Below are 26,216 nucleotides of genomic sequence, written 5' to 3'. Positions count from 1 at the left end.
TTGAGGTCCATAGGTTTCAGCTCTTTCCAGGGCATGGTCAGATCCTCACGAAATCGACCCTGCCAGTTAAAAACTGTTACCTATGTGCGTGAACTGATTTGTAACCCATGTGGGTGAGTCATACCGGCGAAGACTTTTTGGTTACTTTTGTGTCTTTACAAAAGTGACCCGCTGTAAGAGCGGAACCATAGGCCGCCGTTACCGCAGCAACGGATATGTACACCGCCCACCCCCCACCGCCCACCGCGCCAAGGCAGTAAAGCTAACGCAACGGCCCCAACACCTGCCGATACCGCTCCACCCCCTGGGGCGTCTGCCTGACCAGGCTGATCTCCATGCCCAACGGATCCTCCCGCCGATTGCCACTCAGCTGCCGCCAACCCTTGTCCGCCTCCCACACCCGAACCTGCACATCACTGACCCCGCTCAACACCACAACCCCGCCTTTGGCCGCCGGCAACGGAAAGCGCTCCCGCGCAGGCGCCGCCGCACGGTACAGGCTGTCGCCCTTGAGCCACCAGCGCACGCGTTGCAATCCATCTCCGGCCACCGGTGCACTGCGAATCACCTCCAGCGTAAAACCCTTGCTGTCGGAGCTGCGCACCGTCACGGCGGCCAACCCGGCAGGTTTGGCGGTGTCGTCTTCGGTTGGGCCAGGCGCGCTCAGTTCCACGCTGGCGCGCAGGCTGACATCGCGTTGCAGCTGGTTCAACGCCCGCAACAGCGCTTCAGTCTGCTCCGTGCTGGCCTGCAGGTGCTGGTCGGCGCGGGTCACGCTGTCGAGCCCACGCCAGGCGATCAGGCTGACCACCGCCATCAGCATGATCGCCACCATTACTTCGATCAGGGTGAAGCCTTGCTGGGATGGGTTCATGGTTGAGTCACCACACGCATCAGCCCGGCCGCATCGCGCTGCAGGCTGAGGCTGTATTGGCCATCGGACAGCACCACGCGCACCGGCGGGCTGATCCATTCGGCGTCGAGTACGAGCACCCGCCCGGGTTCGATTGAGACCTGCATCGGCGTGTGTTCCCACGGGCGCGGGCGCAGTTGGCTGTCGCCCTTGAAGGTCTCGATACCTGAACCGTCATCACTGCGGCGGTTGAAGCCAAAGCCCTTGGCGTCGGCGCGCCAGGTGATGGGGCGCCCGTCCGCACGGGCTTCAGCCTGGGCCACTTGCAGCAGTTGGCTCAGGCGTTCGGCATCCTTGCGTAGCAGGTGCAGCGGGTCGGGCTTGATGGTCAGGCTGATGGCGGCACTGGCAATGCCGATGATCACCAGCACCACCATCAACTCGATCAGAGTAAAGCCTTGCTGTTTCATCGCCCGACTCCTGAACAACTGGTGAGCTTGTGAAATAAAAACGTGCGAATTGGCCTGTAGGCTGAAAGCACGCACAGACAGGAGGTCCCGCTCATGGCATTTGCTCTTCGATTTTCGCCCGCCCACGGTGTGCAGGCGCTGGCCTTGTTGGCGGCCCTGGCCGGGGTGGCGGTGTGGACGCCGTTGCTGCTGACATCCGCCGAGTCCCACACGCCCCAGGCCGCGCCCCAGACGCTGGCGGCGCGCAGTGACAACCCGGCGTTGCAGTGGTTTGCCAGCGCGCCCTCGGTGTTGCAGGTCAAAGTCTCGGGCGTGCTCGCCGGCGCGCGTGGCGCGGTGGCGATCCTCAGCCTTAACGATGGGCCGCCGCGCAGCTTCCTGCTCGGCGAGCGTTTGGGCCCCGGAGTGCGGCTGACGGCCATTGAAGGTGATGGCGTGGAGATCGAGCGCGGCGGCGAGAAGCTGCGCGTCAACCTCGACAAGTTGCCGGACGCGCCCGCATTACCGTCACTCACTCGGCCATGACCTGGGTCGCCAGACGCGCCAGCGGCGGCGCTTCGCGGCTGGCATCGAGCACCAGCAGGCTGACCTGAAACAGGCGGCCCTCGGCGTTGATGGTCTGCTCACAGCGCAGCTTCAGTCGGCCCTGGTCACAGTCGAAGGTCTTTTTGCCGCTGCGTAGCTGTCCGCCCAACCGCAGCTCCGCCAACCGACTTTGCCCGGCCAGCAACGCGATGGATTTGTCGCGCAGCAGGCCGTTGCTCTGGGTCATCAACCCGGCCACGCGCACGGCGGCCGCCATGGCCACAGCAATGATCGCCAGCGCCACCAGCACTTCAATCAGGGTAAAGCCTTGCTCCTTGCGGCGGCTGTACATGGCGCTCTCAAAGCCGGGAAACAGGCCCGCAGACTAGCGCCGGCAGTTGACCGATTAGCGACCAAACCTCCCGAGGATTTTCAATACGACTGACATGTGTTCTTGCAACACTGCGCCACGAAATGCACCCAAGCCAAGGAATGTCGAGATGGAAATCGCGCCCCTAACGTCCCCATTGCCAGGCCCGCGCGGCCAACGTGGCTTCACCTTGATCGAGATCATGGTGGTGGTGGTCATCCTCGGGATTCTGGCGGCGATGGTGGTGCCCAAAGTGCTCGATCGGCCCGACCAGGCACGGGCCACGGCGGCCAAGCAGGATATCGGCGGGTTGATGCAGGCGCTGAAACTCTATCGGCTCGACCACGGCAGCTACCCAAGCATGAACCAGGGCTTGAAAGTGCTGGTAGAACGCCCGGCCGACGCCAAGAACAGTAACTGGCGCGCCTACCTGGAGCGCCTGCCCAACGACCCGTGGGGCAACCCTTATCACTACCTCAACCCCGGCGCCAATGGTGAGGTCGATGTGTTCTCCCTGGGTGCCGACGGCAAACCGGATGGCGACGGCGTGAATGCCGATATCGGCTCCTGGCAGTTGTAAGGCCCGCCATGAACAGGCATTCGCCCGCAGCGGCGAAGCAGCGCGGCATGGCGATTATCAGCGCGCTGCTGATCGCGGCGGTGGTGGCGGTGATCGCTGGCGCCATGCTCACACGCCAGACCGTCTTCACCCGTAGCCTTGAGGCCGAGCAACTGCGGGTGCAGGGCCAGTGGCTGTTGCTGGGCGCGCTGGAACAGAGCCGCCTGTTGCTGTGGGACGCGCGTAAAAAGGATGTGTTGACCCGCCTCGACCAGCCGTGGGCACGCGCCCAGGGCGGTGTGTTTGAAGGGCGGCTGGAGGATGAACAGGGCAAGTTCAATCTGCGTAACCTAGTCAATCGCCAGCAACAAGATGACGAGCAATTGCAGCACTTCGAACGCTTGTGTCGGCTGATCGGCGTCGACCCGGCCGTGAGCCGTCGCATCAGCCAGCGGGTGATCGGCTCCTATGACCAGCGCGTTGTACACAAAGGCGCGTCGGATGAGCGCCTGCCGGCCAAATACCCGATGCTGCGCAGCCTCGATGACCTCAGTGGTATTGAAGGCATCGACCCACAGGTGCTGAGGCGCCTGCACGCTTTTGTCAGCGTGCTGCCCGGCAACACCTGGGTCAACGGCAATACCGCCAGCGCCGAAGTGCTCAGCGCGGTGGTGCCGCTGCTCAGCCTGGCCCAGGCCCAGGCGCTGGTGGCCGAGCGCGACAGCGGGCGCTGGTTTATCAACCGTGGCGACTTTGTTAACCGTCTGCGCATGCCCCAAGTGGCGATGGATTCGGTGCAGGTGGGTATTACCAGCGAGTGGTTCCGTTTGCAGGGCCAGGCCCGTCGCGAGCAACGCCGAGTGACGATCGAGGCGTTGTTGCACCGGCCCGAAGACCGCCAGCCGCAGGTGATCTGGTCGCGGGTGGGTGTATGAAGCGTTTGCGCATTGGCTTGCCGCCACTTGATCAACTGACGGTCGACAGCCCGGTGAACTTTGCCTGGCTGGACGCTGGCAGGGTGATCGCCGAGGGCCGCGAAAGCCTGAAGCAATTGGGCAAGCCCCGCCAGCCAGTGGACTGCTTCCTGCACCCGCGTGACAGCCTGTTGACCAGCCTGGAGTTGCCGCCATTACCCGCCGCCAAAACCGCTGCCGCCGTGGCCTGCGCCGCGCAGGCATTGATTCTTGGGCCAATCGATCAGATGCAGGTGGCTCACGGCCCGCGTGGCAGCGACGGTCTTGTGCAGGTGGCCTGGGTGCCCAAGGCCGGGCTGGCACAACTGGGCCAGGTACTGGCGCAGGTGCCGCTCAAGCTGCGCGGCCTTTACCCGGCGCCGTACGCCTTGCCGGTGGCCACGGCGGCACTGGACGATGGGCATTTGCTCACGCGACATAGCCTGCAACAAGCCACCGTGCATCCACTGGGGCAACACGCCCTGGATCAAACCCTTGATGTGCAGCTGGTCGAGGCTGCGCAGCGCTGGAGCGGCGCAGTGCCCGCCTGGGGCTTGCAGGGGCAGTTCAATCAACGTGCTACCGGCGGCTGGGGCAGGGCGCTGGCTTGTGCGGCGCTGGCCGTCATTATCTGGACCGTTGGCCTGAACCTGTACGCCGCCCGCCAAGCTGAAGAAGGCCAGCGGCTGAAGGCGCTGATGAGCCAACAGGTGCGCCAGGCCTTTCCCGAGCTGCCGGTGATCCTCAACCCTCTGCAGCAGGTGCGCCAACAGTTGGCGGCGCGGCAAAGCGGGGCGGCGGCTGATCCCGGCCAACGCTTTACCAGCCTGCTGCAACTGGCGGGCAGCCACTTGCCGTTTATGGTCGGCAGTGTCGACAGCCTGAGCTTTGAGCAGGGCCGTTTGCACCTGGGCCTGTTGGCCGACAGCCATAGCCCGGCGGCGCAAGGCGACTGGCAGGCGGCGCTGGCCGAAGCCGGTTTTGCCGCGACCCGTGATGAGCAAGGTTGGACCCTGGGGCCGGCAGACAACACCGTCACCCCGGAGGAGGACGACGATGAATAAGTGGCAGCAGGTGCGCAGTCAGTCCCATGTGTTCTGGACTGGCCTGGCCGTGCGTGAAAGACGCATGTTGGCCGGTGCCGGGCTGATCCTGGCGAGCCTGCTGACCTGGCTGGTGCTGGTTCAGCCGGCGCTAAAAAAAATCGACTATTGGCAGGTCGAAACCCCGAAGCTGCGCTCCCAGGCCGAAGCCTTGCAGGTGCTGTTGCAGGGCGTCGCGGCGCCGCGTCAGGCGGATGAAACCGCGCTGCGCCAAGCCCTCGACGGCGCCGGCCTGCAAGGTCATTACCAACTGCAGGCGCTGGCTCCTGGTGGCTGGCGGCTGACCTTCGAGAAGGCCCCGGCCGACCTTGTGGTGGACTGGCTGCTGGGTAACCCCCGTTCGTTTTCTTTGGAAGTGTCCGAGGCACGCTTGCAACGCGCCCCGGATACCGTCGACAACTCGGCCGGCACTGTGTCCGGGACCGTTCGCATGGATCAGGCGCTTGGCGCTAAGGAAGCTTCATGAAGTGGTCAGTCCCCAACTCCGCGCCTTTTCGCAAAGTCGCGCCGCTGCTATTGCTGGCCCTGAGCGCGTGCAGTAACCCGCAGTCACCCAAGCCTTTGCTGGTGGACAGCGAGCTGGGCCAGCCATTGGCCGACACGCGGCGCGGCGGCGAAACCGTGCTGGACCGCCAGCGCGAACCCGCGCCGGCCCCCCGCGTGCAGCACCCGGTGACCAACAGCGCCCGTGGCCATGCCCCGGCGGTGCTCAAGGCGCGCAACCCGCTGGGTGACCAGCCGGTACAGCTGAATTTTGTGGACGCCGATATCCAGGCGGTGGTGCGTGCCTTGTCCCGCGCCACCGGCCAGCAATTTCTGGTGGACCCGCGTGTAAAGGGCAACCTCACGTTGGTCAGCGAAGGCCAGGTGCCGGCGCATCAGGCCTACGAGATGTTGCTGGCGGCGCTGCGCATGCAGGGCTTCAGCGTGGTGGATGTGGGCGGCGTCGCCCAGGTGGTGCCCGAGGCCGATGCCAAGTTGCTCGGCGGGCCGATCTACAGCGCCGGCAGCAGCGGCATGCAGACGCGTACCTTTCGGCTGCAATATGAAAATGCGGTCAACCTGATTCCGGTGCTGCGTCCCATTGTGTCGCCGAATAACCCGATCAACGCCTACCCCGGCAACAACAGCATCGTCATCACTGACTATGCTGAAAACCTGGCGCGGGTGGCGCAGATTATCGACGGCATCGACACACCCAGCGCCATCGACACCGATGTGGTGAAGATCCAGAACGGCATCGCCGTCGATATCGCGGCCATGGTCGCTGAATTGCTGGAAACCCAGGGTGCCGACCAGACGCAAAAGATCAACGTGGTGGGCGACCCGCGTTCCAACTCGATCATCATTCGTTCCGGCAGCCCCGAGCGCACAGAGCTGGCGCGTAACCTGATCTACAAACTCGACAATGCCCAGAGCAACCCGAGCAATATGCACGTGGTGTACCTGCGCAACGCCCAGGCGGGCAAGCTGGCGCAGTCGTTGCGCGGGCTGTTGACCGGTGAGAGCGAGTCCGGGGTCAGCGATGAGGCCCGTGGCAAACTCAGCTCGATGGGCGGCGGCTCCCAGAACAACCAGGGCAGTAATACTCAGAACAGCAGCGGCACGCCCACCGGCAGTGGTGTGCAGTCGTCGGGCTACGGCCAGTCGAGCAGTTCGGGCAGCAGCGCCAACAGCAGCACCCCCAGCGATCAGAACACTGCGTTCAGCGCCGGTGGTGTGACGATCCAGGCGGACGCTACCACCAACACCTTGCTGATCTCCGCGCCCGACCCGCTGTACCGCAACCTGCGCGAAGTGATCGACATGCTCGACCAGCGCCGCGCCCAGGTGGTTATCGAAAGCCTGATCGTTGAAGTCAGCGAAGACGACGCCAGTGAGTTCGGCGTGCAATGGCAGGCTGGCAACCTGGGCGGCAAGGGCGGTTTTGGCGGCGTTAACCTGGGCGGCAGTGGGCTGGTCACCACCGGCAAGACCAGCATTGATGTGTTGCCCAAAGGGCTGAATATCGGCTTGGTCAACGGCAGCGTGGATATTCCGGGGATCGGCAAGGTGCTCGACCTCAAGGTGCTGGCCCGCGCCCTCAAGAGCAAAGGCGGCACCAACGTGCTGTCCACGCCGAACCTGCTGACCCTGGACAACGAAGCAGCGAGCATTTTTGTCGGCCAGACCATTCCGTTTGTCACCGGCAGTTATGTCACCGGTGGCGGCGGCACCAGCAACAACCCGTTCCAGACCGTACAGCGCGAAGAGGTGGGGCTGAAGCTGAACGTGCGGCCGCAGATTTCCGAAGGCGGCACGGTGAAGCTGGATATTTACCAGGAGGTCAGCAGCGTCGACACGCGCGCCTCGGTGGAGGCGGGCACGGTGACCCAAAAACGCGCGATCGACACCAGTATTTTGCTGGATGACGGGCAAATCATGGTGCTCGGCGGGTTGCTGCAGGACGGCTATAGCCAGAGCAATGACGCGGTACCGTGGCTGGCGGATATCCCTGGGTTGGGGGCGCTGTTTCGCAATGAAAAGCGCAGCGTCACCAAGACCAATCTGATGGTGTTTTTACGCCCCTACATTATTCGCGACAGTGGCGCTGGGCGCAGTATCACCTTGAACCGCTATGAATTCATGCGCCGCGCCCAGGGCGGGTTGCAGCCGGAGCACAGTTGGGCGCTGCCGGATGTGCAGGCGCCGCAGTTGCCTTCGGTGGAGAAGGCGATTCCCGGGGCGCAGCAGCAGGGGCCAAGGGCGGTGATTCGGGCAGTGCCGGTTTCTGGAAATTCGCAGCCATGAGTTCAGACAAAGATCAAACTGTGGGAGCTGGCTTGCCTGCGATAGCGGTGGGTCAGTTGAACATTTTTCAGCTGAAAGTCCGCTATCGCAGGCAAGCCAGCTCCCACATGTACGGTGGTGTATGAGTTTGCTCCCCTACGTCTGGGCCAAATCCCAGCGCATCCTCCTGCGCCCCACCGACACGGGCACTGTGTTGACCGTCTGCTCCTCAACCCCCGGCTGGTCGATCAGCGAGGTCCAGCGCCAATTCGGCCAATCACGCCTGGAGCATGTGCGCGACGACGAACTCGACGGCCTGCTCACCAGCGCCTACGCCGACACCGGCAGTGCCGCCGCCGTGGTTGGCGCGGCTGAGAACGAAGTCGACCTCGACCGCCTGATGCAGGACATGCCCGAAATCACCGACCTGCTCGACACCCAGGACGGCGCGCCGGTGATCCGCATGATCAACGCCTTGCTCACCCAGGCTGCGCGCGATGAAGCCAGCGATATTCACATCGAACCCTACGAAACCCATTCCGTGGTGCGCTATCGCGTCGATGGCACCCTGCGTGATGTGGTGTCGCCGCGCAAGGCGCTGCATGGCGCGCTGGTGTCGCGGATCAAGATCATGGCCCAGCTCGACATCGCCGAAAAACGCTTGCCCCAGGACGGTCGTATTGCCCTGCGGGTGGCGGGGCGGCCGATTGATATTCGCGTGTCCACCGTGCCGACGGGGCATGGCGAAAGGGTCGTGATGCGCCTGCTGGACAAACAGGCCGGGCGCTTGCAGCTGGAAACCCTGGGCATGCAGCCGCAACTGCTGGCGCGCCTGGATACCTTGATCCGCCAGCCCCACGGCATCGTGCTGGTCACCGGGCCGACCGGCAGCGGCAAGACCACCAGCCTGTACGCTGCCCTGGCGCGGCTGGATGCGAGCACCAGCAATATTCTCACCGTCGAAGACCCGGTGGAATACGACTTACCCGGTATCAGCCAGATTCAGGTCAACGCCAAGATCGACATGACCTTCGGCCTGGCACTGCGGGCGATTCTACGCCAGGACCCGGACATCATCATGATTGGTGAGATCCGCGACCTGGAGACCGCGCAAATCGCCGTGCAGGCTTCGTTGACCGGGCATTTGGTGCTCGCCACCTTGCACACCAATGACGCGGTGTCGGCGGTCAACCGCTTGATCGATATGGGCGTCGAGCCGTTCCTGTTGGCCTCGTCATTGTTGGGCGTATTGGCCCAGCGCCTGGTGCGGCGCCTGTGCCCGCATTGCAAGCAGGAAGACCCGGCGGCGCCTGGCACCTGGCGGCCGGTGGGGTGTGCGCAGTGCAACCAGATCGGTTACAGCGGGCGTACCGGCATCCATGAATTGTTCTGCGTTGATGACGATGTGCGCAGCCTGATCCACCAAGGCGCCGGCGAGCAGGATTTGCGCCTGGCTGCACGTCGCGCCGGCATGTTCAGCATGCGCGAGGATGGCGAGCGCTGGGTACGCAGCGGCGCCACCGCAGTCGAAGAAATCCTGCGCGTGACACGGGACGCCTGATGAATCGCTATCGTTACGAAGCCGCCGATGCCAGCGGCAAAATCGAAGCCGGGTACGTGGAAGCCGACAGCCAGAGCGCGGCGTTTGCCCAGTTGCGCAGCCGTGGCTTGACCGCGTTGCAGGTACAGATTGAGGGTAATCAAGCGGCGGCCGGCGGCGGCAGCCTGTTCACGCCCAAACTGTCGGACAACGATCTGGCCTGGGCCACGCGGCAACTCGCGAGTTTGCTGGGCGCAAGCCTGCCGTTGGAGGCGGCGCTGAGTGCCACGGTGGAGCAGGCCGAGAAAAAACACATCGCCCAGACCCTGGCCGCCGTGCGCGGCGATGTACGCGGCGGCATGCGTTTGGCCGACGCCTTGGCGGCGCGGCCACGGGATTTTCCATCGATCTACCGGGCCTTGATTGCGGCGGGGGAGGAGTCCGGTGACCTGGCCCAGGTGATGGAGCGCCTGGCCGATTACATTGAGGAGCGTAACAACCTGCGCGGCAAGATCATGACGGCGTTCATCTACCCCGGCGTGGTCGGGTTGGTGTCCATTGGCATTGTGATTTTCCTGTTGAGCTATGTGGTGCCGCAGGTGGTCAGCGCGTTTTCCCAGGCGCGCCAGGACCTGCCGGGGCTGACCCTGGCGATGCTCAATGCCAGCGACTTTATCCGCGCCTGGGGCTGGTTGTGTTTTGCCTTGATTGTCGGTGGGTTTTGGGGCTGGCGCCTGTACCTGCGCAACCCGCTGGCGCGGCTCAATTGGCATAGCCGGGTGCTGCGCTTGCCGCTGATCGGGCGGTTTGTGTTGGGGCTCAATACTGCGCGGTTTGCGTCGACCCTGGCGATTCTCGGCGGCGCCGGCGTGCCGTTGCTGCGGGCATTGGAGGCGGCGCGCCAGACCTTGTCCAATGACCGCCTCAGCCAGTGCGTCAACGATGCCACCGCCAAGGTTCGCGAAGGCGTTAACCTGGCGCCTGCATTGGCAGTGGAAAAGGTCTTCCCGCCGGTGTTGATTCACCTGATTGCCAGCGGCGAAAAAACCGGTTCACTGCCGCCGATGCTTGAACGTGCGGCGCAGACCTTGTCCCGCGATATCGAACGCCGGGCGATGGGCATGACGGCGTTGCTGGAGCCGCTGATGATTGTGGTGATGGGGGCGGTGGTGCTGGTGATTGTGATGGCGGTGTTGTTGCCGATCATCGAGATCAACCAACTGGTGACCTGATTGCACCCGGTCAAATGTGGGAGCTGGCTTGCCTGCGATGGCATCAACTCGGTGTGCCTGATGTACCGAGGTATCTGCATCGCAGGCAAGCCAGCTCCCACATCTGGGTCGGTTTTATTCAGTTGATTCTGCTCGCTCCCTATATGCATCACTGCAACCTCGGGTTCCTCATTCCGTCACATCCAACCCACTGCGACACAGCCCACACCGCATCCAGCAAAACCCCGCTGAAACCTCGCTGTCACCTGCCTTGAAATCGCTCAAAAGCATGACCGAAACACCCGAGAATCTTTCGTAAAATCAAGCGCTTCCTCCCGAGGTTTTTTCCTTTTGCTGTCATCGGATGCTGCGAAATTGCCTACCCATGGCCTCAACCCCAGCCACCCCCGGAACACGGCTTGGGACCGAAGCCATAGCGTCATGCAAGAGCCCTCTACCCAAACGTACAAACACGACGAAAGGAGATTCTTCATGTTTAAGCGCACTATGATCGCAGCCTCTTTGGTAGTTGCAGCACTGGCTTCCGCCCAATCCATGGCCGCAGTGGTCGGTGGCGGTGCCACCCTGCCGGAAAAACTCTACGGCAGCACGGCCACTTCGACCACGGCTACCGGCATCCTCTCTGCCACCGTCCCTGGTTTTAACCCCTATATCGGTGTAGGCAGCGGCGACGGCAAAAAGGCCTTCTTCGGTAATGATTCGACCAAGCTGAAACTGGCTGCCGGCATCACCGTTGACTATGCGGGCAGTGACTCGATCGTTAGCGTTGCGGAACTGGCGGCTTATAATGCTGACGCCGTGAACGGCCGTGCCGCCTACGGCCCGTTGATTCAAATCCCGGCCGAGGCCACGTCGGTGACAGTGCCTTACCACATCGACGGCAAGACATCGCTGCAGCTCAGCAGTGGCCAGTTGGCTGATATCTTTGCCGGCAAAATCACTAACTGGAACCAGGTGCTATTCAACGGGGCTGCGGGTCCAAACCTGCAGATCAAAGTGGTCTATCGCCAGGAAACCAGCGGCACTACCGAGATCTTGACCAACCACCTCAAGGCGGTAAAACCTGCTTCGGTGCCGGCTGTCAGCAACAGCTTCGTCACCGCCATCGGTTTTGACCCAGCCACCAGCGCTCCGGCCGGCTCAAGCTACATCGCGGTCACCGGCAGTCAAGGTGTTGCCACTGCCATTACCAATAACAACGGTGCCATCGGTTACGTCAGCCCTGACTATGCACAGTTCAACAGCGCTGCCGCTGTTGCTTCGGTCAACGGTTTCCTGCCGACTGAAGTCAACGTTCAAGCCAGCCTTGACGGTGTTGTACCTCCGGTTCTTGGCAGCGACGAAGCCAAAAATCCTTTGAACTGGGTCCCTACGTTTCCTAACCCTACCGCAGGCTACCCCATTGTGGGCTACACCAACCTGGTCTTCAGCCAGTGCTACAAAGACACCACTGACACCGCGCGTATCCGTGTGTTCTTGAACCGTCACTACACCGGTTTGAACAACGCAACCACCAGCAGCCACTCGTTCATCCCGTTGTCCGCTACTTGGCAGAAAGCTGTCCACGACAACTTCTACGCCACCACCAGCGCCCTGCGCCTGGGCGACACCAACACCTGCAACGGTATTGGCCGTCCGCAGTAAGCCCCGTCTCGACAGGGTTTGCCCCACAACCGGCAATGACTTCGCGTCATTGCCGGTTTTGTCGTTTCCTCGCCCAACCAGCCAGTTGAACCGCACTGCGTGAACATTGTGTGACAACAGTTCGGTCGCGCCCCCCGGCAACTGCCTTAAGCAATAACCCCGACACGTGGCCGCGCAGTGTTTGCGTGCCCGTCGTTCGCCTGACCCGTCAAAAGGACCTGTAAGTGATGCGTTCCCGACTGAAGCTGCCTGCTACCCGTGCCGACAAGGTGCCTGCCACCTCAGGTCAAGTGTTGCTGCTCAAACCCCTGGCCCAGGTCATTGCGCTGCTGGTGTTTGCCGGTGGTGCCCACGCGGCGCAGCCTCAGGCGTTCAGTTCGGGCTGGTTTTCGGCCAAGGGCGCAGCGCAAACGGCCGGCAGCGCACGACCGGGTGTGGTGATGCCGGGAACGCCGCCGCCGTTGTCCCAGCAACAGCGCGGCAACGAGCAGTTGCAGCGCTCCTTGCAGAACCTCAATACCAGCGTCGCCGCGATTGCCGCGCAACAGGCCGTGCAGGCCGCTGCCAGAAGCAGCGCGGGCGCGGCGCCGCAGAGCATCCACAACGGCCTGGGTGGTAATGGCTTGAATGTGGTGATTGGCGCAGATGGCAAGCCGCTGTTCGTCAACGCCGAAGGGCCGGTGCAGACCGATGCCAACGGCAAGACGCTGGTGTCGATCAAGCAGACGGCCGACAAGGCGATCCTCAATTGGCAAACCTTCAACGTGGGCCGCGACACCACCGTGCAGTTCCAGCAGAACAGCGATTGGGCGGTGCTCAACAAGATCAATAACAGCACCGCGCCTAGCCAGATCCAGGGGGCGATCAAGGCCGACGGCACGGTGATGATCGTCAACGGCAACGGCGTGGTGTTCAGCGGCAGCAGCCAGGTCAATGTGCGCAACCTGGTGGCGGCAGCCACCGGGTTCAGCGATGAGCAATTCACCGCCAGGGGCCTGTACAGCGCCAGCAACAGCGCGCCGAGTTTTGCCCAGGCCGCCGGCAATGTGACGGTCGAGCGCGGCGCGCAGATCCAGACCCAGGTGCCCGCGACATCGACGGCGGGTGGCGGTTATGTGCTGTTGCTGGGCAAAGAGGTGGCAAACGCCGGGAGCATTTCCACCGCGCGCGGCCAGACTGTGCTGGCGGCGGGCGACAGCTTTGTGATCAAGAAGGGCTACAGCACCGACGGCAATGTTGCTTCCACTACACGCGGCAACGAAGTCAGCGTCACCGGCAGTGGCAAGGCCAGCAACACGGGGTTGATCCAGGCCTCTACGGGGGACATCACCCTGACCGGCCAGCAGGTGCTGCAAAACGGCGTGGTGCTTTCAAGCTCCTCGGTGGAAGCACGTGGCACCGTGCATTTGAAGGGCACCGGCAGCAACGCCAGCGTAAGCCTGGGCGAGGGCAGCCTCAGCGCCATTGTGCTCGACAGCAGCAACGCCCTCGACAGCCAGCGCGCCGGGTTGATTACCCCGGCGGCTGACCAGGCCGGTAACGTCGTGCCGGCTGACGTGTACCGGCGCGACCAATCCCTGGTGGAAATCACCAGTGACGGCACGGTGGACTTTCGCAGCGGCTCCCTGACGCTGGCAACGGGTGGTCAGGTCGGCGTGAAGGCGGCGCAGCGCAGCTTGCTGCGTGACGGCGCAGTGATCGACGTGTCCGGCGCCATCGGCGTCAAGTTGGCGATGGAGTCCAACAGCGTCAAGGTCAATATCCAGGGTAACGAGCAGCGCGATGCGGCGGTCAACCGTGACGGCAAAACGCTGAACAACAACGATGTGTGGGTGGATGTCCGCGACCTGATTTTTGTCCCGGCCGGCACCAATGGCTATGCCACCGACCGCTGGTACACCGCGGGCGGCCTGCTGGAAGTGGGCGGCTATCTGGGCACGCGCAACCACGGCATTGGCGAATGGATGGCCCAGGGTGGCACCGTGACGTTCAGCGGCAAGGACGTGGTGACCCGGCAGGGTTCGCAGATCAACCTGTCGGGCGGCACCCTTGATGTGCAGGCCGGCAAGATCCAGCAAACCTGGCTCAAAGGCCCTGATGGACGCTTGTACGAGCTGTCCAGTGCGCCGGGGGATTTGCTTTATACCGGGATCTACAAGGGTTACGAAGACCACAGCCAGCGCTGGGGCGTGACCGACTATTACTACAACCCGCTGATCGCCCCGCGCGAGCGCAGCGAAGCCGGCTATACCGTCGGGCGCGATGCCGGGCGCCTGGTCGTCAGTACTGCCGGCGCCGTGCTGGAAGGGCAAATTGTCGGCGACACCTACCAGGGTGAGCGCCAGACCCAGGCTGCGCAAAAAGGCCTGGACGGTTACCTGCAATCGCAAAAAGCCGTGGCCCGTGGCGCCGCCCTGGTGGTGGGCAGTTATGTGCCGTATTACGTCAAGGACAGTGCCCAGTTGCAGTATGCCTTGGGCGCGGACGCCAACACGGCGAAGAACGTGGTGCTGGGGCCAAGGGCCGCTGCCGTCGCGGCCGGGTTGGACTTGAACAGCGCACTGCCGGCTGATCGAGTGTCGACGTTGTATCTGGACAGTGAGGCGTTGAGCGCGACGAAACTGGGATCGATCAAGGTCGCCAGCACCGGCTCGATTCTGGTCAATGGCGCTCTGGAGGTGGAGCCCGCCGGTGACATCACCTTGTTTGGTCCCAAGATCGAGGTCAATGCCAACCTCACCGCGCATTCCGGCAGCCTGCAGCTGGGCAACGTGCAGGCGCAGATTACGCCGACCGGCAAGAACGACGTGACCCTTGGTGGTCGCGGCAGCTTGGTTGTCAATGCTGGCGTGTCGCTGGATACCAGCGGTCTGTGGAGCAACCAGTTGCTCAGTGTGAGCGACAGCAGCCGGTTGCCTTACCTCAACGGCGGCAACGTGGCCTTGCGCAGCAGTGGCGATGTGAGCCTGGCAGCCGGCAGCCGGGTGGACGTGTCTTCCGGCGCGGCCCTGGATGCCAGGAACCAACTGATCGGTGGCAAGGGCGGCGACGTCACGCTTGCGGCCAACGCCAACAGTGCAGACAGCCGCGGCAACCTGGCCCTCAACGGCGAGTTGCTCGGCTATGGCGTCAGTGGCGGCGGGCGCTTGAGTGTGCAGGCCGGCAAGGTGCTGATCAGTGATCAGCCGGCCGCGCCCCAGGCGGGCACGCTGCAACTCGACAGCGGGTTCTTCAACAAAGGCTTTGGTGCCTACGACATCACCGGCAACGAAGGTTTGTTAGTGGCCGACGGTACTCAGGTCGACGTGACTGCGCCGGTTTACCGCCTCAATGACACCGCGCAAAACCTGGTGAGCGGCGCCGACCCGCGCAGCGCACTGCAAATCTGGACCCCGCCGCAATACCGCGAAACCCCCACCAAAGGCCAGCTGACGCCACGCAAAGGCGCCAGCCTGAGCCTGCAAGCCGGCACACCATTGTCCACTGCCGCGCAAATGGCAGTGGTGCAGGCGCGCATTGGCCAGGGCGCGGTGATCAACGTGGATCCGGGCCAGTCCATCGGCGTGCGCAGCATTGGCCAGTTGACCGTGGACGGCACGTTGAATGCCTGGGGCGGCACTATCACCCTGGGTGGCGTCAGCGTGCAGCCCACGGTGGCCGATGGTGTTGAGGCCAAAGGTCACGACCGTTCGATCTGGGTCGGCGAACACGCCGTGCTGGACGTGGCCGCACGCGCAGCCACGGCTGTCGACAGCCTGGGGCGGCGCTACGGCGTGGTGGGCCAGGGCGGCACTATCGTGATTGGCGGGCTGATCGACCCGGCCACCGGAATCGCCAGCGCGGCCAACCTGTTTGTGGTGGTGCGCGAAGGCGCACGCCTGGACGCCTCTGGTAGCCAGGCGCTACTGGACATGTCCGGTGCCGGCCCCACAGTGGTCGCCAGCCGTGGCGGCAACATCTCCCTGGCTTCCAACAATGGCCTTTATCTGGACGGCACGCTTAGCGCCAACAGCGGCGGCGCCGGTGCGGCGGGTGGCAGCCTGAACGTGGCCCTGGAAGCGCCGTTGTACCTCGATACCGCCGTTGCCCGTGTGCGCCAGGCGCGTGAATTGATCGTCAGTGCCGCCGATTCAGGCGCGCCTTTACCGATCGGCAGTACGCCCGAAGCGGTGGCGGGCGGCTTGACCTACGGGTACGGACGGCTGACGGCCAACCAGGTCAGCGCCGGCGGTTTCGACAACCTGTCGCTGCTGAGCAACGGCCTGATCAGCTTTGACGGTGATGTGTCCTTGCGTCTGGGGCAGAGCCTGAGCCTGTATTCAGGGGCCATGGCTTTGACCGATAGCGCCGCGAAGCCGTCTCAGGTGTTTTTGACCGCACCCTATGTGCGCCTTGCCGGGGTGGGCAACAACAACAGCGCCACCGACAGCCTGGTGCGCCCGACGGTCCAGGGCGGCGTTTCCACTCAAGGTACGGCTGGCCTGTTGAGCGTCGAAGCGTCGAACGTGCTGGATGTGCGTGATAGCGTCAATTTCGGCGCCCATGCCGAGCGCTCCAAAGCGTTGGCCAACGGTATTGACCGGCGGGCCTTTGACCAGGCTCATTTGGTCAGCCAGGGGGATATGCGCTTTCTGGCCCGAAGCGCCGACAAAACCCAAACCGCCCTGACCACCCAAGCCGACCTGAACCTGATCGCCGCGCAGATTTACCCGGCGACCGGGGCCGTTGCCGAGGTGACGGCAGGTAACACCGGCGGTGAATTTGACCCGGCGCGTACGTTGCGCATTGGCCGGGTGCGCAGTACGGACCCGGCGCTGCCTTACTCAGTGTTCGGCAGCCTATCGCTGAACGCCTCGACCATCGAGCAAGGCGGTGTGCTTCGCGCGCCTATGGGCAGTCTCAGCTTGGGTGTGGACGGTGGTATTACGCGCGCTACCAAAGTGATCAATCTGTTGCCGGGCAGCCTGACCTCTGTCAGCGCAGGTGGCCTGGTGCTGCCTTATGGTGGAACAGTCGACGGCGTGACGTGGCGCTACGACGGCAAGCAGGTAGAGTTGTTGGGCGTTGGCGGCACCCGCAGTACAGGTAATGCGGCGGTGGGTGTGCAACTGGCGGGCGGCTCGCTGAATGTGCAACGGGACGCAGTGCTGGACCTTTCCGGTGGCGGCCAATTGCTTGGCGCGGCATTCGTTTCCGGGCGCGGCGGTTCCACGGATGCGCGCTACAACCCCTTGGTGCAAATCGGAGCGGACGGACGCTTTTCCTTACCGGGCCTGGCCACCAACCCCATCTATGCGATTGTCCCCGGCAGCCAGCCCTGGGTAGCGCCGAGCGGCGGCGAAGCGGGCGCGACCCAGCCTCTGGTCGGCCAGCAAATCAATATCGGTGCGGGTGTGCCTGGCCTGCCACAGGGGACCTACACCTTGCTGCCGTCCACTTACGCCCTGTTGCCAGGGGCGTTTCGGTTGGAGATCAACGGCTTGGCCGCGCCGTTCGCCAGCGGCGCGATGCACAGCGCCGCGGCCATGAATAACGGTTCCTGGTCAACCGAAGGCTTGCTGTCGGTTGCCGGTACTCACATTCGTGACAGTTTATCGAGCCAGTTGATTGTCACTCCGGCTGAGGTATTGCGCCGTTATTCCCAGTACAACGAAACCGCTTACGCAGACTTTATTCGCGCGGATGCGGCACGCCTGGGTGTGCCACGTGCTGCGCTTGAAGCCGATGCCAAAACCCTGAGATTGCGACTGGTGGGCGGTCAAAAAGACCTGGGGTTCAGCTTTGATGGTGAGGGGCGCTTCAAACCCGCACAGGGCGGTTTTGGCGCCACTGTTGCGGTGCTGTCCAGTGGCGACATAGAAGTGGTTTCTGACACCGCAACGGCCAGTAGCGCTGCATTGATGGCGTCGGTGCGGGCCAGCGACTTGAATGCCTTGGGGGCTGCCCGTTTGGTGGTGGGCGGTGAACTGACGGTGGTGTATGGCCAAGGTGGCAACTTCGTCAGGTCCGACCTGGCAGCCATCACCGCGAGCTCGGTGGTTGTGCGCCAGGACGCGACCCTGGCGGCGCCGGAAGTGTTCCTGGTGTCGGGCAGGTCATCGGGCGCGATTGAAATCGAGCAAGGTGCGTCGATCAATACCTTGGGGCGCGGCAAGGCCGCCTATGACTCCGATGATGGTTTTATCTACCGGCCGGGCACCCGCAGCGTGTTGGCAGTCTCCAATGGACGTTTGCAGATGCTGGCGCCGGTAAACGGTGACGGCCCCAGTGGGCCGGGCAGCATTCTTATCGGCCAATGCAGCCTGAGTGCCTGCAGCGGCGACGCATCACTCTATTCCGAAGGCTCGATAGCCTTTGCCACCACCAACCGGTTTGCCTTGAGTGACAGCGTGCGCTATGGCACCCGCCATCTGGCCCTGGCGGTGGGTGGGATCAACGTCGGCAGTGCCCAAGCGCTGGCCGACGCCGCTGCGCGGGGTGTGCTGCCGTCGGGCCTGACCCTCAACCAGCAGGTGCTGGACCGCCTGCTGCGCGGCGATGCTTCCAGCGGTGCACCGGCCTTGCAAAGCCTGGCGCTGACCGCCGGGCAATCGTTGAATTTTTATGGCAACACCACGCTGAGCACCCTCGACAGTTCGGGTAAGTCGCTGCTCGATGAGCTGCTGCTGACCACGCCTGCGATCTATGGGTACGGCAGCGCCAGTGATGTGGCGCTGATCCAGACCGGCACCCTGGTATGGGGTGGCGCCACCAGCACACCGCCAGCCGTGATCAGCAATGGGGCGGGTACCGGCAGCGGCACCCTGGCGTTGCAGGCCCGGCGCATCGCGTTCGGTTATGGCCGCGATGCCCAGCCCGACAGCCTGGCCAACAATGGCCGCATGACGCTGGGCTTTGCCACGGTCAACCTCAACGCCAGCGAACGTATCACGGCCAACCACAAAGGCAGCCTGACGGTACATCAGGCCCAGGGTGCGTACGAGGCCGGCAAAGGCTTCGCCTACAGTGGCGGCAACCTGAACATCAGCACGCCGTTGTTGACCGGCGAAGCCGGCTCGGTCAATCGCATCACTGTCGGTGGCGCGTTGACTGTGCGGGCCCCGGCCAGCGGCACAGCGCCGGTAGAGGCGGCGGCCATCGACGCCTTGGGCGCCGAGCTGCTGCTGTCCGGTCGCAGCGTGGCGCTGGATACCTCGGTGGTGCTGCCGAGCGGCAAGCTCACCCTCAGCGCCGATGAAGAACTGACCCTTGGCGCGGCTTCACGCCTGGACCTCAGTGGGCGCAAAGTGCAAATCAGCGATGTGAGTAAATACAGCTGGGGCGGTGATGTCAGCCTGGAAAGCCGTCATGGCAACATTCGCCAGGCGACAGGCGCGTTGATCGACGTGTCTGCGCAATTCAATCAGGGCGGCTTGCTCAAGGCTGTGGCGGTGGACGCCGGTGCCGGGCAGGTCGACTTGCAAGGGCAGGTTCGCGGCGCCAGCAGCGGTTATTACGATGCCGGTGGCACTCTGGTGCCGTACAAAGCCGGTGGGGTGGATATCCGCGCGCAGCAGGTAGGGGACTTTGCCGCCTTGAACCAGCGCTTGAACCAGGGCCAGGTCGTTGGCTCGCGCAGCTTCCAGCTCAAGCAGGGCAACCTGGTGATTGGCGATGAACTCAAGGCCAATCAAGTCAATGTCTCGATGGATAACGGCAGCCTGACGGTGCTGGGCACCATCGATGCCAGTAGCGAGCGGGTCGGCAGTATTCGCCTGGCCGGCAAGCAGGGCTTGACCCTTGCCGGCAGCGCGCTGCTGGATGCGCACGGCAGCGTATTGCGGGTCGACAGCTACGGCAAGATCATCGATGCGCCGAACCGGGCGATGGTGGAACTCAACAGCGGCGATGGTCAATTGACCTTGGCCGATGGCGCGCGTATTGACCTGCGCCACGGCACCGCTGCGGCCTTGGGCAGTGGTCCGGGACACTCCGACGGCGTGGCCCGGGGCACGCTGGAATTGAACGCACCGCGGCTCAATGCCAATGACGTGGCCATCGACGCCAGCGGGCAGGTCAACATCCAGGGTGCCCGCGCCATTGCAGTCAACGCGGTGGCCCGTTACAGCGATGCGCCGGTGGGCACAGAACCGTCGGCCAGTGGCCGACCGTATCAGGTGATTGACCAGAACTACCTCACGCAAAAGCACGCGCTTGCCGAGGCTTTCATCAACAACGCCCTTAACAACGCCGGGCTGATGCAGGGCAAGCTCGCGGGCTTGAATAACAGCCGTTATACCGAGGCGTTCCACTTGCGCCCAGGTGTGGAGATCGTCACCCAGGGCGACTTGGTGGTGAGCGGCGACCTGGACCTTTCCGGCTACCGTTACGCCAGCGTCAACCCCAACACGCCGAAGACTTCGGTGTACGGCTCGGGCGAGGTGGGCAGCCTGGTGGTGCGTGCCGGTGGCAACCTGGATGTCTACGGCAGTATCAACGATGGCTTTGCGCCGCCTCCGAAGACGCCGGACGATAACGGCTGGGTGCTGACGCCGGGGCTGCAAGGGTTCGGTGCCGATGTGATTGTGCCCGGCCCTGGCGTGGTACTCGCCAATGGCAGCGCATTCCCCACGGGCAAGACCCTCAACTACCCGTTGCCGATCCAGGCGACGACATTGGCCCAAGGCACTGTGCTGCCGACCCAGGGCACACTCGATGCACCACTGACCCTGCCGGCCAACACGGTGTTGAGCGCGGCGGTGCGCGACAGTGGCGGCAACCTGTTGTACGCCGCGGGCACCTTATTGCAGCAGCCTGTGGTGCTGGCGGCCGGAACACAACTGGAGGCGGGCACGGTCTTGGCCGGCGCGGCTTCGCTGCGCGCCATGACCTGGCCGGCGGGCGTGCCACTGCCCAGCCGTGGGGGCGTGACGGGCAGTGCAACGGACGGTGTGTTGCTGGCCGGTGACATGGCCCTCAAGGTCGGGGCGCTGATTCCGTATGGTACAGACGTCAAGTTGCCCAATGCTGCGGTGTCGGTACCGTTGCGCACCGTGACCGGCGCCACGGCGCGCCAGAACTGGGCCGTGGCACCGATGCTGGCCGAGGGCTCGCAGTCGTGGTCATTGCGCCTGGTGTCCGGTGCCGATACCCAGGCGGCTGATACCCGTGCGATCCAGCCAGCCTACGCCGGCGACTTGACCCTGGCCGACACGCACTACGGAATCTATGAGACCCACGACAAAATCATCATCCCGGCGCAACCGGCGCGGCCGGGTGGGGCATGGTACTGGAGTGATTTGGCCGCCGAGCTGTTCGGTTACGAGGCAGGGACTCCAGTGTCGCAGTCCGAGTCGGGATTGTGTGATGAACCCGACATGTGTATTCGCGTCAAGTACGTATGGAGCGACCTCGGGGAACTCTTCGGCTTTGTACCGGGCCAGCCGGTATCGCCTCAGGACGAAGGCACCTGCGACCCTGATTTGTGCGTTTCCCTGGGCGAACCGATTCCAGCAATACCTGAGCAGGTCACCATCGGGCCGGTGAAACGGGTCTCACCCGTGAGCCAGCACTTTAGCGTGCTGCGCACCGGCACCGGGGATCTGGACTTGATAGCCGCGGGCAATGTGGCGATGAAGTCGCCCTATGGTATTTATACCGCCGGCGCCTCCAGTGCTTCTCGTGCAGGCAGTGCCGCCGCTGAGTTTGATCGCGCTCGCGCCACCTCAGCGGATGGAACGGTGCTGGGCAGCGCGGCCAAGGCGTATGAAACGCTTGTCGATAAAAGCAGCCCCTATGCCGCTTGGTATCCCGATGGGGGCGGCAATTTGTTGTTGCGCACGGGTGGTAGCCTGACAGGCGATGTTTGGACGCCGCTCACCGACGCGATCATGCCCAATGACGGTCGCACTCAACTCAACAGTGCGAACCTGGGCAATTGGTTGTGGCGCCAAGGTACCGGAAACACTGCGGGTGTGACCCCGACACCTGCCAGTTGGTGGATCAATTTTGGTACTTACGTTAAAAGCGACAGTGGTGCCAACATCGAACTCGAAGACCGCGCACAGATAAACCTGCTTCCACGCCTGGTGGGGTTCACAGGTGTAGGCACCCTGGGCGGTGGCAACCTGACCCTGGACTTGGGCAGCGATGCCGGCATGCTCGTTCGTCGCGGCGATCCCGGTGCAGTCAGAGCACCGCGCAGCGAAGGGTTGGTGCTGGCTGTTGGCAGCACTGGCCGGGTGGTCGACGGGCAATTGCTGCTCACCGGTGGCGGTGATCTGGATGTGCGCATGGGCGGTGATTTGAACCCCGGGCTGGATGCCCGCGCGAGCCGTGATAAATCCGCTACGTTGTCAGCCGATTATAAAGCGCAGGTGCTCAGCCTCAACGGCGTACTGACCAACCTGCGTGGTGCATTGAACCTGCAAGCAGGCAGCCTGGGGGGCATTGCCTTGAACTACGGTGAAGTGCCCGGATCTCAGGATGCCAAGGACAGCCGTGCTTACTCACCGTACACCGCCAGCCTGGGCACGGCCACGGGCGGTATCACGTTGATGTTGGGGGACGCCACGGCCAACCTGTCGACCCGAGGTGACTTGGTGCTGGCGGGGACAGGCGATCCAGGACGTGTTTCTACCGAAAATACCCAGGCATTCAGTTACAACGGCACAGACTATGGCAATGGGACCACCTGGTTCTCGCTGTGGACCGATCGCACGGCCATTGACCTTTTTTCCGCAGGTGGCAGTTTGACGCCTAGCGTGCAGAGCATGTCGCTTGCCAGGTCAGGCATCCTTGCACCTTTGCAAGGGCAGAACTACTCAAGCTCCGATGGGCGTTTTATCTTCCCTTCCAAACTGGGCGTGGTGGCAGCCAATGGCAGCATCTATCTCGGTGCGTCCGCGTTGGGCGTTGGCCCGCTGCCCAATAATCCCGTTTACTCGTTATTGCTGGCGCCATCGAGCCAGGGGCGGCTGGCGATGTTGGCCGGCGATTCCATCTACGCCAGTGGCTATGCAGTCAACCAGTCGGGTGACAGCCTGAGTTCCATAGCGACGCCTTTGGCGCCAGCCTTTGTTGGCAGGAACGGGTTCAATCGCGTCATCGACAACCTGGGCGGTGACGCGATACAGGCTGATCTTTCCTTGTTTGCCTTGCGCAGCCCAACCGATCTTGCGCGCCCGCCAGCCCAGACACAGCCGGCCAGGTTTTATGCCAATCAAGGCGATATCGTCGGCTTGCGCAGTGGTGAAATCATCACGTTCAGCAGCGGTCGGCAAGGGCAGGTCCGCTATGAATCCGCAGGTCCGGTGTGGATGCGAGCGGGGCGCGATATTGTCGGCTCAGGCACGTATCTGGGCACATCCACGGTGTTTCCGGCGTTGCTTGCTGACAACGGCGACTACATAGGCGAAAGCCGCGGCAACCTGTTCGTGCATAACCGTCCCGAGGATGTCTCGGTGGTGTCTGCCGGACGCGACATTATCTACAGCAGCTTCAACGTCGCCGGCCCCGGCACCCTGGAAGTCAGTGCAGGGCGTAATCTGTTGATGGAAGACAAAGCCTCCATCACCAGCCTGGGCCCGGTGGCGGTGGGGGATTCCCGGCCAGGTGCGTCTATCGTGCTGGAAGCCGGGGTAGGGCCTAATGGCCTGGATTACCTGAAGTTCGTCACGCCTTACCTGGACCGCGCCAACCAAGCGCTCGACGGTGTGCCCCTGGCCGGGCAGACGGGCAAGGTGGTGAAAACCTACGAGACCGAACTGCTGCAATGGCTCAAGGAACGCTATGCCTTCAGTGGTGATGCCGATCAGGCGCGGGCGTACTTCGCCGGCCTGGGGCCTGAGCAGCAACGCATTTTTGCGCGCTCGGTGTACTTCGCCGAAGTGCGCGCGGGCGGTCGTGAATTCAACCTGAGCGCAGGCCCGCGTTCCGGCAGCTTTTTGCGCAGCCGCGCGGCTATCGACGGGTTGTTGCCGAGCAAGGACGTGGCGGGCAACCCGATTGTGTATGACGGCGATATCACCCTGTATGGCGGTGCCGGGGTGCATACCCGGTTTGGCGGCGATATCCAGATGCTCAGCCCTGGCGGGCAGCAGGTGTTCGGTATTGAAGGGACTGCGCCGCCGGCGACCGCTGGGGTGCTGACTCAAGGTGCCGGGGATATTCAGTTGTATGCCCAGGGCAGCATCCTGTTGGGCCAGAGCCGCATCATGACCACCTTTGGCGGCTCGATTCTGGCGTGGTCCGATGCCGGTGATATCAACGCCGGTCGGGGATCGAAAACCACCGTGCTCTATACCCCGCCGAAACGCGTGTATGACAACTGGGGCAATGTGACCTTGTCGCCCAACGTGCCGAGTGCGGGGGCGGGTATTGCGACGTTGGCGCCGATTGCCGAAGTGCCGGCCGGTGATATCGACCTGTTGGCGCCGGCGGGCACCATTGATGCGGGCGAGGCGGGGATTCGTGTTTCGGGCAACGTCAACATTGCGGCGTTGCGCGTGGTGAACGCGGCCAATATTCAGACCCAGGGCAAGTCGTCCGGGGTGCCGGTGACGGCGGCGGTCAACACTGGGGCGATGACCTCGGCGAGTGCGGCGGGGGCGGCGGCTTCCCAGGCAGCGGAGGACGCGGCGCGCAGTCAGCAGGCGGCGGCGAAGCAGGGCAGGGCTTCGATCGTGACGGTGGAGGTGTTGGGTTTTGGCGCTGAGCCGGTGGAGCGTGAACCGCAGCCTGCGGGCCAGCAAAAGACCTCGGGGTATAACCCCGGCAGTCCGGTGCAGGTGTTGGGCGCGGGGCCGTTGAGTGAACAGGCGCGGGCGCGGTTGACCGATGAGGAGCGTAGGCAGATTAGTTTGTAAGGGTTTTTGCGGGACCTCTCGTTGTAGGTTTGGGGTGATCGGTGATTGCCCCTTTTTTTGCGTGTATATCCGTTATTTGGGTGATGGCGACCTATGGTTCCGCTCTTACAGCGGGTCACTTTTGGCAAGCGCCCGGAATGCCGGCCCAGCCAAAAGTAACCAATCTGAATACACTGAAGAACTGCTTTTCTGTGGGAGCTGGCTTGCCTGCTATGCAGACACCTCGGTACATCAGGTTCACAGAGTTGATGCCATCGCAGGCAAGCCAGCTCCCACCTTTGATCGAGTGTGGCTCTGCTGTTGCTGTTGCTCTTACATCCTTTTCGCTGACGAAGTCAGCGGTCTTTTGATCTGCGCTTTTGATCTTGATCTGAAATCGCCCCCCAAATCACTGGCGGATTGCGGGCATGCCGAGCCATAGCGAGGCACCGAGTGTTGGGGCGAGGACCTTTTGGTTACTTTTGACTGGGCCGGCATTCCGGTCCTTGCAAAAGTGACCCGCTGTAAGAGCGCAACCAATAGCCGCCGTTACCTGAATAACGGATTTACCCCCTACAATCTCTCAGCAAAAATTGCCCCCGAACCAATCCCAAATGAAGCTTTCATGACAAAAGTTCGGTAGCCCCCACCCACTCCCGTCTTGCCTATGTAACGCGCTGCAGGCGATCAAAAGTCGCCTCCAAAGCCGTCAGCAGGACGCCAGGAGTGGGGCAATGGGAACTATGGAACGTTATTCGAAAGTCGGCATGCAGGAGCTCGATCAGCGCCTGTCGAAGATCGTCGAAGCCGCGCGCAAGAAGCCGGTTTCGGTATACCGCTACGGCGCGCCGTGGGTGTGGATCGTCTCCCAGGACGATTGGCAAGGCGCTTTGAAGGAAGTCTCCAGCTACATCCCGGCGGGCCACTCGCTGGTGTTGTTGCGCCCGCAGATCGACGACGTGCTCGAACAGTACCGCGACTGGCTCCAGCCCGAGCCGGGCATGTTGATCGCGCCGCACACCGTGGTGCACATCCTGTTGCTGCAACTGCTGTATTCGGTGCCCAGCGAACAGCAACTGCACGAGCAGCTTAATTACAACCTGCTGTTTCGCTGGTTTGTCGGCCTCGACCTGACCCAGAAGGTGTGGAGCCTCCACGCCCTGCAGCGTGACATCGCCAGCCTGCTGAACAACCCGCAGGCGGTGCAATTGATCCAGAAAATCATCGGTGAAGTGTTTTGTGGCGCCTTGCTGCACATGCCGGAGTTCCCACTGAACTTCGCCTTGTTGCACACCTGGCTGGCCCGGCACAGCCATCTTTCGACCACCAGCAATTGAGCAGGCCGAACGCCGTGCAATCGGTGAAGGCGCGCCA

At 63.1% G+C, this 26,216-nt stretch carries 13 protein-coding genes and 1 pseudogene; 11 read left to right on the top strand and 3 right to left on the bottom strand.

All coding sequences use genetic code 11. The features are described from left to right. Positions 1-262: 262 nt before the first annotated feature. Positions 263-874 carry a prepilin-type N-terminal cleavage/methylation domain-containing protein gene (locus GIW48_RS05955; protein ID WP_017139660.1) on the bottom strand — a complete coding sequence of 204 codons (612 nt, stop codon included), beginning with the start codon at positions 872-874 and terminating at the stop codon, positions 263-265. Next, complete coding sequence (gene gspH / locus GIW48_RS05950; RefSeq protein WP_026013888.1) at positions 871-1,323, bottom strand: type II secretion system minor pseudopilin GspH; 453 nt, start codon at positions 1,321-1,323, stop codon at positions 871-873. The genes GIW48_RS05955 and gspH overlap by 4 nt, the downstream gene beginning before the upstream one ends. Positions 1,324-1,416: 93 nt before the next feature. On the opposite strand from gspH, the gene GIW48_RS05945 reads away from it, so the two are divergent. Beyond that, positions 1,417-1,848: a type II secretion system protein N gene (locus tag GIW48_RS05945; protein ID WP_236448215.1), complete on the top strand. Its 432-nt coding sequence runs from the start codon at positions 1,417-1,419 to the stop codon at positions 1,846-1,848. Here the strand turns inward: GIW48_RS05945 and gspI are convergent. After that, on the bottom strand, positions 1,835-2,200 hold the full coding sequence (gspI, locus tag GIW48_RS05940) for a type II secretion system minor pseudopilin GspI (RefSeq protein ID WP_017139657.1): 366 nt from the start codon (positions 2,198-2,200) through the stop codon (positions 1,835-1,837). The two genes, GIW48_RS05945 and gspI, sit on opposite strands and share 14 nt — an antisense overlap. 148 nt (positions 2,201-2,348) lie before the next feature. Here gspI and gspG point away from each other — a divergent pair, with 148 nt between their 5' ends. The 10 genes and pseudogenes from gspG to GIW48_RS29845 form a co-directional block, all read left to right on the top strand. Continuing rightward, positions 2,349-2,798: a type II secretion system major pseudopilin GspG gene (gene gspG / locus GIW48_RS05935; RefSeq protein ID WP_017139656.1), complete on the top strand. Its 450-nt coding sequence runs from the start codon at positions 2,349-2,351 to the stop codon at positions 2,796-2,798. An 8-nt stretch (positions 2,799-2,806) separates the two neighbouring features. Beyond that, positions 2,807-3,712, top strand: a complete 906-nt coding sequence (gspK, locus tag GIW48_RS05930; protein ID WP_170039739.1) for a type II secretion system minor pseudopilin GspK — start codon at positions 2,807-2,809, stop codon at positions 3,710-3,712. Beyond that, positions 3,709-4,794 (top strand): type II secretion system protein GspL, encoded by a 1,086-nt coding sequence (gene gspL / locus GIW48_RS05925; RefSeq protein WP_236461970.1) that lies wholly within the window; start codon positions 3,709-3,711, stop codon positions 4,792-4,794. The genes gspK and gspL overlap by 4 nt, the downstream gene beginning before the upstream one ends. Further along, positions 4,787-5,299, top strand: a complete 513-nt coding sequence (gene gspM, locus GIW48_RS05920; protein ID WP_177032443.1) for a type II secretion system protein GspM — start codon at positions 4,787-4,789, stop codon at positions 5,297-5,299. Before gspL ends, gspM begins: the two co-directional genes overlap by 8 nt. Beyond that, positions 5,296-7,623, top strand: coding sequence for a type II secretion system secretin GspD (gene gspD / locus GIW48_RS05915; protein ID WP_099549248.1), 2,328 nt, complete (start codon positions 5,296-5,298; stop codon positions 7,621-7,623). The genes gspM and gspD overlap by 4 nt, the downstream gene beginning before the upstream one ends. Before the next feature lie 121 nt (positions 7,624-7,744). Continuing rightward, positions 7,745-9,163 carry a type II secretion system ATPase GspE gene (gene gspE / locus GIW48_RS05910; RefSeq protein ID WP_236461974.1) on the top strand — a complete coding sequence of 473 codons (1,419 nt, stop codon included), beginning with the start codon at positions 7,745-7,747 and terminating at the stop codon, positions 9,161-9,163. Next, on the top strand, positions 9,163-10,374 hold the full coding sequence (gspF, locus tag GIW48_RS05905) for a type II secretion system inner membrane protein GspF (protein WP_236461977.1): 1,212 nt from the start codon (positions 9,163-9,165) through the stop codon (positions 10,372-10,374). The genes gspE and gspF overlap by 1 nt, the downstream gene beginning before the upstream one ends. 471 nt (positions 10,375-10,845) lie before the next feature. After that, the gene (locus tag GIW48_RS05900) at positions 10,846-12,018 is read left to right on the top strand and encodes a substrate-binding domain-containing protein (RefSeq protein WP_017139649.1); all 1,173 of its coding nucleotides are present in this window, start codon (positions 10,846-10,848) and stop codon (positions 12,016-12,018) included. A 227-nt stretch (positions 12,019-12,245) separates the two neighbouring features. After that, on the top strand, positions 12,246-24,863 hold the full coding sequence (locus GIW48_RS05895; RefSeq protein ID WP_236461979.1) for a filamentous haemagglutinin family protein: 12,618 nt from the start codon (positions 12,246-12,248) through the stop codon (positions 24,861-24,863). Between the two features lie 1,010 nt (positions 24,864-25,873). Then, positions 25,874-25,973: pseudogene (locus GIW48_RS29845) on the top strand (transposase); the annotation flags it as partial. Between the last annotated feature and the right edge of the window lie 243 nt (positions 25,974-26,216).

The sequence above is a fragment of the Pseudomonas sp. PA-6-3C genome (assembly GCF_021605825.1).
Lineage (GTDB): Bacteria > Pseudomonadota > Gammaproteobacteria > Pseudomonadales > Pseudomonadaceae > Aquipseudomonas > Aquipseudomonas edaphica.
This window is presented reverse-complemented; position numbering and strand designations above follow the sequence as displayed.

Bases quoted from the DNA above. Each gene is read 5' to 3' on its own strand.
- gspG (WP_017139656.1), top strand. From the start codon at position 2,349: ATGGAAATCGCGCCCCTAACGTCCCCATTGCCAGGCCCGCGCGGCCAA.
- gspH (WP_026013888.1), bottom strand. From the start codon at position 1,323: ATGAAACAGCAAGGCTTTACTCTGATCGAGTTGATGGTGGTGCTGGTG.
- gspK (WP_170039739.1), top strand. From the start codon at position 2,807: ATGAACAGGCATTCGCCCGCAGCGGCGAAGCAGCGCGGCATGGCGATT.
- GIW48_RS05955 (WP_017139660.1), bottom strand. From the start codon at position 874: ATGAACCCATCCCAGCAAGGCTTCACCCTGATCGAAGTAATGGTGGCG.
- GIW48_RS05945 (WP_236448215.1), top strand. From the start codon at position 1,417: ATGGCATTTGCTCTTCGATTTTCGCCCGCCCACGGTGTGCAGGCGCTG.
- gspM (WP_177032443.1), top strand. From the start codon at position 4,787: ATGAATAAGTGGCAGCAGGTGCGCAGTCAGTCCCATGTGTTCTGGACT.
- gspI (WP_017139657.1), bottom strand. From the start codon at position 2,200: ATGTACAGCCGCCGCAAGGAGCAAGGCTTTACCCTGATTGAAGTGCTG.
- gspF (WP_236461977.1), top strand. From the start codon at position 9,163: ATGAATCGCTATCGTTACGAAGCCGCCGATGCCAGCGGCAAAATCGAA.
- GIW48_RS05900 (WP_017139649.1), top strand. From the start codon at position 10,846: ATGTTTAAGCGCACTATGATCGCAGCCTCTTTGGTAGTTGCAGCACTG.
- gspL (WP_236461970.1), top strand. From the start codon at position 3,709: ATGAAGCGTTTGCGCATTGGCTTGCCGCCACTTGATCAACTGACGGTC.
- GIW48_RS05895 (WP_236461979.1), top strand. From the start codon at position 12,246: ATGCGTTCCCGACTGAAGCTGCCTGCTACCCGTGCCGACAAGGTGCCT.
- gspE (WP_236461974.1), top strand. From the start codon at position 7,745: ATGAGTTTGCTCCCCTACGTCTGGGCCAAATCCCAGCGCATCCTCCTG.
- gspD (WP_099549248.1), top strand. From the start codon at position 5,296: ATGAAGTGGTCAGTCCCCAACTCCGCGCCTTTTCGCAAAGTCGCGCCG.